Source organism: Streptomyces lavendofoliae, assembly GCF_014649735.1.
GTDB lineage: Bacteria > Actinomycetota > Actinomycetes > Streptomycetales > Streptomycetaceae > Streptomyces > Streptomyces lavendofoliae.
Genome location: NZ_BMTP01000026.1, coordinates 1 through 15,316, shown reverse-complemented (window position 1 = coordinate 15,316; position 15,316 = coordinate 1). Strand labels below are relative to the sequence as shown.

The 15,316-nt window shown below is 64.5% G+C and carries 5 protein-coding genes and 1 pseudogene; 3 read left to right on the top strand and 3 right to left on the bottom strand.

Annotation, left to right across the window (positions count from 1 at the left end; all coding sequences use genetic code 11):
• Positions 1–797 precede the first annotated feature (797 nt).
• Positions 798–1,124: pseudogene (locus tag IE109_RS34220) on the top strand (tyrosine-type recombinase/integrase); the annotation flags it as partial.
• A gap of 435 nt (positions 1,125–1,559) precedes the next feature.
• Here the strand turns inward: IE109_RS34220 and IE109_RS33805 are convergent.
• The gene (locus tag IE109_RS33805) at positions 1,560–8,348 is read right to left on the bottom strand and encodes a polymorphic toxin-type HINT domain-containing protein (protein WP_268251495.1); all 6,789 of its coding nucleotides are present in this window, start codon (positions 8,346–8,348) and stop codon (positions 1,560–1,562) included.
• Between the two features lie 347 nt (positions 8,349–8,695).
• Here IE109_RS33805 and IE109_RS30905 point away from each other — a divergent pair, with 347 nt between their 5' ends.
• On the top strand, positions 8,696–13,153 hold the full coding sequence (locus IE109_RS30905) for an FG-GAP-like repeat-containing protein (protein WP_189554683.1): 4,458 nt from the start codon (positions 8,696–8,698) through the stop codon (positions 13,151–13,153).
• A gap of 195 nt (positions 13,154–13,348) precedes the next feature.
• Positions 13,349–14,038, top strand: a complete 690-nt coding sequence (locus IE109_RS30900; protein ID WP_189554682.1) for a DsbA family protein — start codon at positions 13,349–13,351, stop codon at positions 14,036–14,038.
• Between the two features lie 416 nt (positions 14,039–14,454).
• Here the strand turns inward: IE109_RS30900 and IE109_RS30895 are convergent, their stop codons facing one another.
• Positions 14,455–14,811, bottom strand: a complete 357-nt coding sequence (locus IE109_RS30895; protein ID WP_229891768.1) for a hypothetical protein — start codon at positions 14,809–14,811, stop codon at positions 14,455–14,457.
• Positions 14,812–14,878: 67 nt separating this feature from the next.
• On the bottom strand, positions 14,879–15,316 hold a 438-nt coding region (locus IE109_RS30890; RefSeq protein WP_189554681.1), incomplete at its 5' end, for an SDR family NAD(P)-dependent oxidoreductase.

Below are 15,316 nucleotides of genomic sequence, written 5' to 3'. Positions count from 1 at the left end.
CTGGGAGCACTGACGCTGTGCGGGGAGCAGGGAAAGCGGCACTGACCTGGTCTTTTCCGTGACTCGCTCAGGCCGACATCTTTCCGATGACGCATCATGTGGAGTGCGTGGCGATTCTGGAGCCTGCTGGCAAGGGGGCCTGACCTGCGGCTTTCTTGTGTTTTCCAGATGTGGTCGGTGGTGCTCGACCTGTTTCCCGAAGTTCACCGCGTGGAGCCTGTTGTAGGTAGCCGCCACATGGCTCACCTGCGGTTTCGCAGCGGGAGCGTGAGTCGGGAACGCTCTGCTCAACTCCGTCAGAGACGGGTTCCGGAAATGTCTTGACGCTCGTTCGACGCTATTTCTGACGGTGTGTGAGGTGGTCGTCCTGGGGCCAGATGGCGAGGGTCAAACGACTTGTCGGGCTCAACCCGTCGAGTAGCGCGTTAGGTCTGTTCTTTGGGCTTGGGCTATACGGCGACAGGTCTCGGATAGACGTGTGCTGATTGCGCTGGCCTCGTTACCCTGTATCGCAGGGAGTGCCGAGGTGCGTGACGCAGATGAGCACGGGAGATGCGGTGCGTCGAACGGCTGCGGTGGAGCGGGGAATTACGTCCGCAGATGCGCTCTTCTCCATGGAGGGCATCCCAGAAGGAGCCGTCGTACCGGAGCCGGAGGGTGAGGCGGCGACTGAGGCGGCGGTCGAGCGACTCGGCAGCCGGTTCGCGCGACTGGACGGTCAAGTACGGCACGCGCTGAGAAGTACCCGAGATCACGCGGGGAATCTGTCGAGTGACCGTCTCCAGGGACTCTCGGAGAAGGGCGGACCACTCGACCCGCCCAGCCTCAGCCGCACCTTCACCACGCTCCTCCGCCGCGCCGACCTCCGCCGCATCCGTTTCGACGACCTCAGGCATTGAACCGCGACCCTGCTCCTGGAGCAGGGAGTCGAACTCGCCGTGATCAGGAAATTCTTGGGCCACGCCCACATCGGCGTCACCGCCACCGTCTACGCCCACGTACGCATCCGCCTCCAGCGCGACGCCATCGACACTCTCAGCACCGCGCTCGGCAGCTCGGCGAGCAGCCATGCAGCCGTGGGCGAAGGCAACGAACCGCCACCCTGCGCTGCCCCCGTCCGCTGACGTTGCCGTCAATTACTGCCGTCAAACACAACGAGAGCCCCCTTAAGGGGGCTCCCGCTTTGCTATGGCAGATTGCAGCCGGCGCCCTGGCGTCGATTCAACTGCACGCTACTCCCGGTTTCCTCTCGCGGCTTCGACGCGAGCGGTGAGCAATTGGACCCACAGGTTTTCGACGTTCCGTGAGTAGCTCGCACTCTGAGCACCCGGTGCTGTTTCGATCAGATGCAGCAAGGTCCACGAAAGGCCGTAACAGTTGTCGGGGCCGAAGCACGCCGATAGTGCCTGCGCCTCTTCATCTGAGACCGGTGCCGTGATGTTATCGAGAAGTCGCTGAGCCTCAGCGATTTCCTCCTCGGAAGCATCCTCCGAGGGGAGCGGTCCCGCGCCAATCAGGTCCTCTACCTCACGCCGAACTGGCATCCTGCACTTTCCTTTCTAGAGTTTACCGATGCTCCGGTAGTAGGCGAGTAGATCCTGGATTCCCTTGTTGTAGTAGCCGGGATCGCCATATTGCTGTTGCCCTATTCGGCGCAGATCCCAAATATCTCTGGCGAGTACAGTCCGGAATGGAAGCCCAGCCTCCGCAGCCTTGGTAGCCCTGCCGCGAGCGCCATAGGTGCGAGTAAGTGCATGGTCCGCATGCGTCATCACGATCGCGCCCCCATCGTTTCTGGGCAGGTGCCCAAGCGCATCCTGAGGCATGTGATGGGGCGTAAGTCCGTCACCTGGCACACCGGGATCCATATCGCCAAACCGTCCAGCCTGGTTCTCGACGACGACCTTGCAGTTTGCGTTATGAACTAGTACCGGTGTGGCCCCGGCCAGCACATAGTACGTGTGTAGGTCTTCGACCGTTAGGTTGTACGTACGGGCGTACTTGGTGAAGGAGCGGTTTGCCTGCACGGTCACGGTTGTGCCGGTGTCCGTGAGGAGGGTCATGCCGGCAGTGAGGTTCCGCGCCTCGATCCAGCGTTCTTCGGAGGGGGACCAGAAGGGGTGCTCGTATGTTGCGGTGAGCTTTTCAGTGCCCGTGCCGGTTTGGAGCGTGAGTGTGTTGAAGCGCTTGTCGTCGTCGGTAACGATCAGTTGCGTGACCTTGCGCGCTTCCGTTTTGCCGGTCAGAGGATTGGTGGCGAGGACGGCGTCCCCGGCTTTGATGTCCTCTATGTTCTTTGTGCTGCCATCGGCGAGGAGGACGTCGGTGCCGGCTAGAAAGCACTTGGTGCATGGGTTGCCCTTGACAGCCTTGGCGTAGCGTGCCCCTGCTGGTAGTGCGCCGATGCGGGCGTCCCAGCCAAGGAGCTCGCCCCTCGCGTGCATCGGGGCGTGATAAGCCTCAAGGTAGGACCAGCATCGTTCGTCGCCGTAGACGCTCTGGCAGGCAGAGAGCGCAGCGCTGAGTTGCGCCATTTCGCGCTGCTGTGCATTGCGGTAGTCAAGGGTCTTGAGCTTGTACTCGTAACGGTCGAGGTAGGCGCGGCGGAGTTTGGGATTGTTGTCAGCGAAGGTCCATGTGTTGCCGCCCGCATCCGTGAATGCGGAGTCGGCTTGGCTCATTACGCCTTTCTTGCCGTTGTCGTGTGACTTCCCGCCTCCCTGGTTGGGCTGATTGGGCGGGCTCGTTGGGCCGGCCGCCACGGCAGCAGCGGCCTCGGACTTACATGGGTAGGTGCAGGAACTCGTTCCACCGCCGTGGTCCGGCATCAAGCCCGTGGGGTCGGAGTACGTGACGGGGTTGTTGTTGGCGTAGGTGTAGCCGTGAAGTTGCTGGGAGTCGGTCAGGTCCATGATCGGGTCGACGCTGATGAAGCGGCCGATCGTGGGGTCGTATTCGCGGGCTCCGATGTGGGTGAGGCTGGTGTCGGCGTCATTGGTGCCGCCGACGAAGCCCTTCTTGCCGGTCCAGTTGGTCGGCGGGGTACCTCGGGGGGCGCCGAAGATGGTGCTCTTGCGGCGGGTTACGGCTTGGCTTGCGTCGTTGGTGACCTGGGTGGTGCTGGTGTTCTGGTGGTCGGTGAGGATGTAGGTGAGCTTGTTGTTGGTGCGCATGGCGACGGTCTTGCCGCCGGCGCTGTAGTAGCGAGTGCCGGTGACCAGGCCGACCTTGTCCATCTCCAGCTCGTTGCCGTTGGGGAGGTAGAGCGTGGTGGTGCCGGTCGAGTCGCGGCCGATGAGGCGCTGGCCGTCCGTGTCGTACAGGTACGTGGAGGTCTTGATGCCGTCGGTGACCTTGGCGAGGTGGCCTTCGTCGTCCCAGGCCAGGGTCTGGTCGAGCGGGGCACCGGGGTTGGTGGACTTGCGGGTCTCGGTGTTGCCGCTCGCGTCGTAGGTGTAGGTGGCGCTGTGGGGGGTGGCGCCGGTCTGGGTCACCGAGGGCAGCTGATGCTTGCCAGCGGCGGGGGCGGTATAGGTGCGGATGGTGTCGGCGGTGGGGCCGCTCGTCGTCTTGTGCTGGGTTTCGGTCTTGCGGTTGCCGACGGCGTCGTAGGTGTAGCTGGTCCAGTAGGCGTCGGGGCCTCCCACCACCGTGGCGGAGGGTGCGGTAGCGCACTGTTCCCCGGCGTTGGTCCAGGCTTCGGTGATCCGACGCAGGGCGTCCATGGCGAAGCACTGCGTGTCGGTGGTGCGAGTGGTGTCCTGACCGTAGGCGGCGGCTATCGAGGTGATGTTCCCGGCCGGGTCGTACGAGTAGCGGGAGTCCTCGATGCGCTGGGGTGCGACCTCACGGTCCGCGTAGGAGCGCGTCAGCGCGCCAGTGTGGTCGTCGTATTCATTGGTGGTCCACAGATGGCGGCCGAATTCGCCGTACTCCAGGCGCTGCGGGCGACCGTAGTGGTCATAGCGGGCGTCTGAGATGAGCGGGTCGCTATTGGCGTAGGCGGAGACCAGCAAGCCACCGGTGTTGTAGTTCGTGACGACGGATTCGGCCGGCAGGCCACCGGTGGCCGGGTGTTCGGTTTCCTCGAGGTGGCCGGTGTTGTCGTTGTAGAAGTTGAACCATTCGTATGCACCGGCCAACTGACCTTCCGCCGCAGGGATGGTGACCTTGGTGCCGACGGGCTGGTAGAGGTCGTTGTACTCGGTGACCTCGCTGACGTAGGCGTTGCCGGCGTTGTAGCGCGTGGCTGCGGTGGGCTGGCCCTTGGCGAGGGTGTCGTAGGTCCAGGAAGCGAGGGTGGTGGTGCCCTTTTTCAGCGCGGTGCGGCGGCCGAGGACGTCGTAATCGGTGTGCAGGGTGATGCTGCGGGCATCGGTGACGTCCGTGACGCGGTCGCCCTTGTCGTAGAAGGTGGTCGTGGCGCCCTTGTCGGGGTCGCTGACGGTCGTCTGGCGGCCTCGGGTGTCGTAACCGTAGGTCCACTTCGCGCCGGAGGCGTCGGTGACCTGCTCGAGACGACCGTGCTTGTTGTAGCCGTAGAGGGTGGACTGCGACGCGGTGCGGTCGTCGTTCGTGTACTGCTTGAGCTCGACGGTCCGGCCGAGCGCGTCGACGACCGTGGTCGTGGCGGTGCCACCCTCGGGCGGGACGACAGTCGTGGTGTCTCCGGTGTAGCTGGTGGTGGTGCGCTTGGTCTCGTCACCGAACCGCTTGGCGATGACGGCGGTCGGGCGTCCGGAGCCGTCGAAGACGGTTTCGGTGGAGGAGGGGTAGTTGGTCTCCTGACCTGTCACGAGTACCGGCTCGGCGGCTCCCGTGGCGAAGTAGGTCCCCGACGACAGCCGGGTTTCCCCGCGGGTGTTATAGAACGACTCGGTTATCAGGCGCCCCGCGCGGTCGGGCGAGGTCGCCTGGCTCTGGCGGGCGCGCAGCAGACCGTCGAAAAAGGCGTAGCTGGTCTGATAATCGCTGTTGTGATCGAGCGACTTGCTGGTGACGACAACCGGGCCGTTATTGCGTACGAGGTAGTCGAATACGTGGTTCGGCGCGTTGGGGTACGTGGCCTGAGGCCGCGTCGGAATCCACACCTTACTGACGCGCCCGAGGGCGTCATAGGCGGTCGAGGTCACCTTGCCATTGGGGTCGGTGACCTTGGTGGGCTGCCCGCGGGACGGGTCCAGCACCGTAGTGACCGTGTGACCAAGCGGATTGGTGACCACGGTGGAGGTCGGTACTTCCCCGGCCGTCGGTATGTAGGCAGTCGTCGTCGTCTTGCCATACACATCAGTGGTCGCCAGCGCCCGACCGTACTGGTCGAAGCAGAGCTGGTCCTTAGCCGCTCCACAGATGGCGGGAGTGGATGTGGTGACGTCGTATCCGGTGCCCGCACCGTTGATACGGTCGGTCTTGGTCACCAGCCCCTTTGTAGGAGCAGCCCCGAAGGCTTGGCCGTCGTAGTAGTTGCGGACGTCGTCAATGACGTCCGCCGGCCGGCTCACGGTGGCCCCGCACGCGGCAGCCACGGTGTCTGTGCGGGAGACGGCGTTGCGGATGGGGTTGGTGGAGCTGCGGGCGTAGCTGGTGGTGATGCACTGCTCGTCGCCGGTCTTGGAGATGTCACCGAGGTCGGACTGGGTGGCGATCATGCCGTAGGCGTCGAAGCTGCGGATGGTCTTGGTAGTACGAGTGCCGCTGGTGAGCTTGGTGTGAGCTTCTTCCGCTTCTGTGCCTGTCTGGTATGCCTCGAGGGCCGGCAGATCGGCTGCGGTGCGAGACCTGGTGGCCGTGATGGCGGAGCGCCAGGGAGTGTAGGAGGTGGAGGAGATGAGCGCGCCACCGTCGCCGTTGTAGGTGGCCTTCTCCCTGACCATGCCGGCGAACTGCTCGCGGTCCGTGACGGAAGCTCCGGTGGAGTCCTCCACCGCGGCGCCGTCCATGCCGCGGAAGTAGCGCGTCTCGGTCAGCGTCTTGTGGTCCAGGCCCGCACCCTTGCGTGTCTGGACGAGGTGGTAGCCACGGGCGACCGAAAAGGTTCGGTCCACAGGCTTGGTGAATTCATCAGTGCTCTTGGCCCACTCGGCGCCACCGGTGTACGTGTACTCGGTGACCACATCCGGCGATTCGACGAGGTTGTCCCCTTCGGTGACGCGCTTGACGGCGTAGGAGTTGAACCAGTCCTGCTTGGCCGTCTCGCCCTCGTAGGCCCACTTGACGGGGTAGCACCGAGTGGTGTTGGTGGCGTCGGTCGGTGGCAGGGACGCGGCCGTGCAGTCCGGGTCGTAGTAGTCGATGCCGATGGTGCCGCCGGACTCGGTGGTGATCTGGGCCATCCGTAGGCGGATGAACGGGGCGAGGCTGTCACCGAATTTGTCCACGCGGTTCGGCTTCTGCACGCCGGTGAAGGTCACCGCGGGCAGCGCGGCGGTGCCCCCTGCCTTGCCTGTGCGGGTGATGGACTCCAGCCACATGGGGGTCGAGATGCCGTCACCGGAGGGCGGGAAGTTCTGCTTCAGTGCCCAGGAGTCGACGTCCTTATAGGCGCCACCGGTGAGCACCTGGGTGGTGATGGAGGCGAGTCGCTTACGAGACCAGAAGCTGGGGGAGTACTTGTCCTTGCACTCCGTCGACCCGTCCTTGCAATAGAGGTCGAAGGGGACGTCGGGCCAGTTCTTGGCATTTGCCTCGTCGAACGTGGTGCAAGAAGCCAGGCAGCGCTCGCTGACACCGAAGAGCACCTTGCCCATGGGCTTGCCGGTGTACACGGCGTCGGAGCGAAGCCCATAGTCGATGTGGTCGAGCCAGCCACCGCGGATGTAGGGGGTAACGGTGGCGTTTCCGGTGGTCTCGGAGACGTTGCGGCCGTAGTTGTTGGCTTCCGTCTTCCAGTAGTACGCCATCGCGTTGCCGCGGGGGTCGACCACGTAGTCGAGCTGCCACCGCCAGGCTTGCTGGCACCAGGCCGCCGCGAAGGAAGCGTTGTAACAGGGTTCGCCGGACTGGTTGCCGAAAACAGGCGCGGTCCACGTCGAGTTGGTCACCGGGTCATCGGCGGCGGTGCCGTTGTCGCGCCAGCCGGGCAGCTTGTTGAGACCGAAGTAGTACTGGGTGCCATCGGTCGTGGTGACCTTCCAGTGCTCTCCGACACCATCGACACCGGCCGTACCCCTGTCGGGATTGGACGCGCCGGTCAGCTTCTCGACCTTCTCACCCGAGTCAGATGCCGGATGCCAGCCCTTGGCGCTGTCATAGACGAGCTCGGTGCTCTTGCCGCCCAGCGAGAGAGTGGCGTTGTCGTTGTACCAGCACAGGTCACCGACCCTCGTGGTGTTCGTGCCGCCGGTCTTGTCGTCGTTGCACGACTTGTAGCGGCGCTCGATGTAGCCCGGCTGCCAACCCCAGCCGTCACCGATCCAGTCCGCCTGGTTGTTGGTGACCGCCGTACGACCGTCAACGGACTGTGAGCTGTAGTTGAGAGAAATGGAGGGCTGAAGACCACCCGGCACGGAGGGAACGCCCACCGGATAGGACCAGTTGAACCCGCCCGTGGCGTCATCGGCGGTCCACGAGCCCGAGCCCGTGAGGGAGGTCGCCTTGTAGTCACCGGTGGGACCGGACGGCTCCGCCGTCGCCGCCAGGACCGTCGTCCCAGATCCCGCCGATGCAGCTCTTGCTCCCCGTGGGGTGGCGCCGGGAAGGGGCGCGGTTGCGTACAGCGTGCTCGACTTCGTGTCGTTTGCCGTCGGGAGAGGCGTGCTCGTACGGCATGCGGGCTTGTTCGGAGTGGTCAGCGCGCAGGCTGGAAGCTGGACCAGGCGCAGGCGAGCTGCCCAGTCACCACCGTAGGCTCCCTTGAAGGAGGCATAGTCGACACGAACGTCGACCTTGCTCGCGGCGGTGGCGGAGTCCTCGCGGGCGAGCGACAACACCAAACCTTCCACGCCGACCTTGCGCGCTGCGGCCTCGGAAGCGACGGTGACCTTCACCTTGCCGGTGGCCTGAGCGCCGATGCGAGCCTTCGACTGAGCAGCGCCAAGGAAGACAGGCAGGCCGCCAGCTCGCCTCTGGGCGCGCCCCGCCCCGGTGACCGCCTGCAAAAGAACCGTCTCCGAGCCGGCGGCCGGCCACACGACCTTGGGTGCGGTCCACCTGGCGGCCTTCGTTCCTCTCGCCTTGGTACCCCCGACGGACATCTTCGTGACGGGCACGGTGGGCGGCTGTCTCAGCTGTGGAAGGTCCGGCCCCCTCCCGGCTGCTGCGGCAACAGCTGTTGCCTGCGCGGGCAACAAGCTCGCGACGACGGCGGCCGCGAGGGCCCCAACCCACTTACGCGCGCCGAAACGGCTCACGCCCCCACCCCTCATACACACTGACAAAATTGGGCCGACCATAACAGCACAGAGGTCATCTGCAAATAGGTGCCGTGGCCAATGAGTGGGGAACGTGCTGTTTTTCAGTAATGTCTGATTCTGGTCTCATCCCCCTTTGTGGGGGCTTGGTGAAGTGCCGAACTGTGGGTTGGACCAGCAGAGTCACGATGAGTTTGGCTTTCCGACGCTGTCCGGCTTTACCAGATGTGCACGGTTTCATCACGAGTGGTCTTCTCCTATGGCTGGCTCAATCCGGATGGTTTTCGAGGTAGCCAGCTATAGTTCGGCGCGAAATCCGGGCACAACGAATAAGGGGGGAGACCTGCGTGTCCATACGCAACAAGGGAGGGGGCTCCCGGATGAGGCAGGCCGGCCTGCTGGCGTTCGCGCTGGCAGGCAGTCTGCTCGCTCCGGGGGTGTCGTCCGAACCTGCCTACGCCAGTCCGCCGGACCAGACGCCGGCGCAGACGGCCGGCGATCCGGTGGCTGCTGGCTCGCTCAGCGAGGAGGACAAGGCCCTCGAGGATGCCAAGGCCTCAGGGCGGCCCGTGGAATTGCTGTCCGCGCGGACGGAGGCGAGTGACACCTGGGCACAACCAGACGGTTCGTTCTCGGTCAAGCGCCATGGGACAGCGGTACGCGTCTGGCGCAACGGCGCCTGGGTTCCCACGGATCCATCACTCGTCTTCACAACCGATGGTTCCGTCGTGCCCAGAGCGTCCTCGGTTTCGGTCCGGTTCTCCGGTGGCGGCAGCGGCCCCATGCTGACTGGTGTCAAGGACGGACGTTCCCTGTCGCTGACCTGGCCCAAGCCGCTGCCCAAGCCGACGCTCAACGGCAACGTGGCCACGTACGCGGAGGTGCTGGCCGGGGTGGACTTGCAGCTGAAAGCGGAGACCGAGGGCTTCTCCCAGCTGCTCGTCGTCAAGACTGCCGAAGCGGCCAAGAACCCTGAGTTGGCGACGCTTCAGTTTCCGATAAAAACCGTGGGTTTGACGGTCACGAAGGACGCGGACACGGGTGCCCTTGAGGCCCAGGACCCGGCCGGGCAGACGGTGTTCACAAGCCCCACGCCTCTGATGTGGGACTCCAGTCAGCCGACGAGCCCGACGATGCGCGCCTTGGCCGCCGAGGCGCCGGCGGACGCCTTCGAACCCGGCGCCGGTGCCGAAGAAGCTCAGATGGGAACCACCGTCACCGGTGACTCGCTGACCATCACGCCGAACCAGGAGTTGCTGACCGGAGCCGAGACCACCTACCCCGTCTACATCGACCCCAGCTGGGCGTGGGGCGAGTGGCAGCATTGGGCCCGTGTGTACAAGGCGTACCCCAATACGTCCTTCTACGACGTCAAGGAAGTCGTACGCGTCGGATACGAAGCCGAGACCGGCGGCAGCGACCGCGTTTCCCGCTCGTTCTTCCAGCTGGACACCAGCGACGTGGCGGGAGCTCAGGTCAAGGAAGCGACCTTCCGCATCCGCAACACCTGGTCTTGGTCGTGCCAACCTCGGCCGATCGAGCTGTGGGAGACCGGCGACTTCTCCCGCAAGACGACCTGGGCGAACCAGCCAGGCAAGATCGGTGCGGTTCTTTCGACCGTGGATGATGCCAAGGGCTGGAGCAAGGACTGCGCCGCGGGCAACCTCGAGTTCAACGCCACCCCTGTCGTGCGCAAGGCGGCCGCCAACAAGGACGCCAGCGTCACCCTCGGCCTGTACGCCACGAACGAGGCTGACACCTTCGGATGGAAGAAGTTCGACCCGAAGACCGCCACCCTCGAAATCAAGTACAACCATCCGCCCAAGACACCAACCAGCCTGGGTACCAATCCTCGTACCAGTTGCACCGCTGGGGGAACCATCGGCAACAGCGCGGTTAGCCTCTATGCGAAGACCGACGATCCGGACGGTGGCAACCTCACAGCCCAGTTCCAGCTGTTCAGGACGGGCTCATCGACCCCGACGGTACCCGTCGTGGACACCAGCCTGCCGGCTCTCAAGGGACGCGTCACCACACTTGTCCTGCCCGCGGACAAGACCCCTTCCGGCGACTACACGTGGAAGGTGCGCGCGAAGGATCCTGACGGTGCGCTGTCCGCATGGAGCACCACGTGCAAGTTCAGCCTGGACCGTAACCGTCCCAGTCAGCCGCCGCTCATCACATCCGAGGCCGGCAAGTTCCCCAGCGGGGAAAACGGCTGGCCGGCGCTGACCGGCACAGCACGGAGCGAAGGCAAGTTCCTCTTCACCAACAACGGAGTCAAGGACGTTGTCGCCTACTACTGGTGGACCGACACGAACTCCGAAGTTCGGATGACCCCCGCAGACGTCGCCTCCGCTCTCGTCACACCTCCCTCTTACGGTCCGCACCTGGTGCACGCGTACAGCGTCGACAAAGCCGGCAACCGATCCGATCAAGCCACCTATCTGTACTACGCCAATCGGGCCGATGCACGGGACAAACCGGGCGACCTCACCGGTGACGGGTTCATGGACATTTGGAGCACCGACACCAACGGGACCCTGCTCACCTACGTGGGCCAGGGGAATCGGGATTTCTCCTCCGCGACCAACGCGGGCGCCAGCTTCCCCGACCAGCAGGTCACTTACAGCGGTGACTGGCACCAGGATGGCCGTAACGACCTCATCGCCCTCGAATACAAACAGACCACCCTGAAGAAGCACCTCGTTCTCTACAGCAACAACGGCGAAGGAGGCATCGACCCGGAGAGCAAGCTGGAGCTCAGCGTCACCTGCCCGGTACCAACGGCGTCCACCCGCTGCCGGGCAACTGAAAGCTGGAACGGAGACGACCACTGGCACAACGCCGAGCAGATCACGACCGGCGGTGACATCAACGCCGATGGCATGGCTGATCTCCTGGTCAAGCAGGGCAAGCACCTGTGGGCCTACTACGGCAGCCGTGGCGCCAGACTCGACGTGACACGTCCGCACGCCATTCTTGTGGGTACAACCGACTGGGACCGATTCACCGTCATCGTCGCGGGCGACCTAAACGGAGACAAACTTCCCGATCTGTTGCTTCGCGAGGACGCCTCCGGAGACCTCTACCGCTCCTACGGCAAACCCGACGTCGACGGCACACTGAGCCTCGCCACGTGGGGCACCCCGTCCAATCGCTTCAAACTTACGAGTGGCACCCACCCCAAGAGCCTCTTCCCTGTCCTCGGCGTAACCGGAGACCTGGACGGCGACGGAAATGGTGACGGGGTTTCCGACGGCGATGGTATTCCCGACTTGTGGGCACGCAAGAGTAACAACACACTCCTGGGCTGGCCCGGCCGAAAAACTGGAAGTGATTACACCGGCATCGGCGCCTACTTCGCCATCGACGGTCCCACAGGCGGTGCTCTCATCGCCGGGGGCACGGAGCTCAAGTCAGGCCAGTCGGTGGTCGGTAAAAAGGTCACGCTCACTATGCGCGCTTATGTGAACGAAGAGGATCCGGGGGGCGACCTCGTAGTCACCTCTAATGCGGCTCCGTCTCGAGTCCTGTGGTCCACGGACACTCGAGGCCACAGGGGTGCCACCGCTCGAGTGGAGGCGAACGGGAACCTGGCTGTCTACAACAGTGACGGCAGCGCCAAGCTATGGACGGCTGGCGTCACAGATCCGGGAACGGGTTATGCCGTTCTTCAGGACCGCGGAAACTTGGTTTCCTACAACGCCAAGGGGCAAACACTCTGGACTAACGGCGCCGGTCCCCGCCACGACTACAACGGGGACGCGCGTAGCGACATCGGGCTGTGGTACGACTTCGACGCGGGTACGGATGCCACGTATACGCTGCTGGCGAAAGCAGATGGCACCTTCGATCTGCCGATGAAGTCATATGCAGCCGCAGCGGGTACCTGGGAATCGAAGTACATGAAGTTCGTCACCGGCGACTTCAACGGAGATGGACGTGGCGACATGGCAGCCCTTCAGCCGTCCAGCGACACCAGTCTTAAGTTGTGGACGTCGCTCGGTAAAGCGGATGGAGGCTTCGCCGCTCCCTTCTCGTCGTGGAGCGTGCCGCCTGGTTTCATGCACGGCAGCTACATGACACCGCAATCCGGCGATTTCAACGGAGATGGACGTGACGACATCGCCGTCTGGTACGCCTATCCTGATGGAACCAGCAAGTTGATCACTTACACGGCCAGCATCAAGGGCGGATTCAATAAACCTTTCGAATCCTGGACCGCACCTGAGGGCACCTGGCTCAGGGACCGTTGTAAATTCGTCACCGGCGACTTCAACGGAGACGGCCGCGACGACCTCGGCGTCTTCTATGGCCAAGGAGACGACACCGTCCGCAACCACACGTTCCTCGCCACGGCGGTGGGAGGGTTCGCCAAGCCCACCTCATGGTGGTACAGCAGTTACCTGGACTGGGATCTCATCATCCCCCACGCAGGCGACTTCAACCGTGATGGCCGCGATGACGCCATCCTCTGGGACGACAGAGCTGCCACCAGTGACAACGTGTCGACGATCATCGCCGAGTCCCAGGAGGGCAACAAGTTCGGCTCTGCCTACGTCTCGCTCGTCGCTGACCCCAGCTGGCAAGTAAACAAGAGCCAGATGGTGATCGGTGACTACAACAGCGACGGGTACGACGACATCGGAACCCTGTACCACCAGCCGGATGGTGCGGTGAAAATGTGGACATGGGCCGCGAAGCCGGACGGAAAGTTCAACGGTGCAAAGCCGAGTGCCTGGATCTACACATCCGACCAGTGGAAATACGAATGGACCCGGTTCTTCAAGCCCTACAACTAGTGCGTTGTAGCACGAGCTTTACGCGAGCGTGATCACGTCGCCCTGTCTACAGCCCCCATCGGTGGGCAGGGTGATGTGGCGTATTCCGGAGGGCCGGAATGAGGCCATGCCCAGCCCCCTCGCGATGGCCGTGGGGCCTGGAGGTACCCTGCTCCCCGCCCTGTCACCTCTGACAGGGCGGGGGAGGGGAGCCTCATGGGTGAAATGCGCAATCTGGGGTGTGCCGTCGTGGCCTGTGCCACCGCGGCCGTGGGGATCGGGGTGTACGGCCCCTGGTGGAAGGACGATCCGAAGCCGCTCATGGGGGAACTGCCCGAACGGCTGGATACGCAGACCATGGCCGTCATCGTCGGTGACCCGTCCGCGCGCACGACGGTCACGGTGTTCGAAGATCCGCGCTGTGTCATGTCTCGGGAGTTCGAGACCTCGGGCAGCGGTGCTCATCTGGTGGAGCTCGCCCAGCAACGCAAGATTGCGATTGAGTACAGATTTGCGACCTTCATCGACGACAAGCAGGGCGGTACGGGCTCCAAGAAAGCGGTGGCCGCACTCGGAGCGGCGCTGGATGCGGGGAAGTTCACCGAACTTCACGGGCTGCTGTACACCAACCAGCCGTCGTCGGAAACCGTGGACGGGTTCACCGACGACAGGCTTCTGAGCATCGCGAGCAAGATCCCCGGGCTGCGCGGCACCGCCTTCGATCAGGCCGTCAGAAACTCGAGCGACAACGACTTCGTCACCGGTGCCGAAGAGGCTCACGCCAGGGCGGGATCCCCTGCCACCCCCACCATTCTGGTGAACGGTCAACCGCTCTCGGTCGCCATGGCGGACGCCATCTACGACAAGGGCGACTTCGCCGGCATCATGCGCAGCTACGTGGGCTGAGCCGCAGCGGTTGACGGCGAGGAGCTGCAGACGCTTGTTCGACGCTCCTCGCCCGCAGTCGCACGCCACCCCTCAGGAAGAGGGCCCGTGGCCTGCGCGTTCTGTCGTACTGACGTGCCCTCGCATCTCTCCGATGGCGCACCATGTGGAGCGCGTGGCGATCCTCAAGCTCACAGAAAAGGGCCTCTGACCGGCTGATTCAATGATTCCCCAGGTTGCGGTGGGTGGTGCCGACATGTTTCCGCAGGTCCACGCGTGGAGCATGCGGCAGGTTCCCGCCACGTGTCTCACCTGCGGCTTCGGGTGGGGGCGTGGGTCGAGAACGCTCTGTCTCAACTCCGTCAGGGACGGGTTCGGGAGGTGTCATCGACTTGTCGGGCTCCGGTCGAGCAGCGGGTTGGCCCCCAAGGCCGCGTTCACCCGTCAGGCCGCCGGCATGACCGGGGCGATGGCGCGGTCGGCGGCGCCTCCCTGGAGGCGGCGATTTCCTCCTGGGGCACGCCGAGCAGCACCGCGCTGACCTCGGTCAGGCGGGTGTACCGCTCATCGACCAGATGGACGTCGAGGACGCCGAGGTAGCTGTCGAGCTGGGAGGGATTGCGCGGGCCGATGATCGGGACGAGCGTGGCAACGGGGCGGGCGGCGCGCTCGCGCACCCAGGCCACCGCCACCTGGCGGGCGTCACGCCGGTCTCCTCGGCGATCTCCATCCTCCGACTCGCCGAACTGGTAGCCGTCCGCGCTGTCGAGAAGGGTCCCGCCGGCCTCGGCCAACCGGTCGAAGATCCGCCGGGCCTCGTCAGGGATGTGAGGGTGGTCGCACCAGGGGAAAGGGCGAGCGTCAGGTCGCGTTCGGCTGGGGCGTCGCGGACAGGCTCTGCTTGACGTACCGGCTGGTCTCGTCGGCGAGGATCTCGAACAGGCCGGTCTCGATGCCGTGCAGGGCCTGGGCCGCGACGTCGGCGGCGGCGACCTTCTGATCGGCGGGCACGCCGGCGGCCATGTCGGTGTCCATGTAGCCGACGTGCAGCGCGGAGACGGTGATCCCGCGCGGTGCCAGTTCTTCGCGGGTCGCGTCGCTCAGCGCCCAGGCGGCGGCCTTGGACGCGGCGTAGGAGCCGAGTCCTGCCGGGTGGAACCAGGACAGGGCGGACAGGACGTTGAGCACGGCGCCGCCGCCGTTGCCCTCGATCACCGGGGCGAAGGCGCGGGTCGCGGCGAGCGGGCCGAAGAAGTTGGTCTCCATCTCCCGGCGCACCTCAGCCACGTCGCCTCCCAT

What these genes read in the sequence shown, in the direction of transcription:
- IE109_RS30900 (WP_189554682.1), top strand. Translation starts at nt 13,349, where the DNA reads ATGGGTGAAATGCGCAATCTGGGGTGTGCCGTCGTGGCCTGTGCCACC.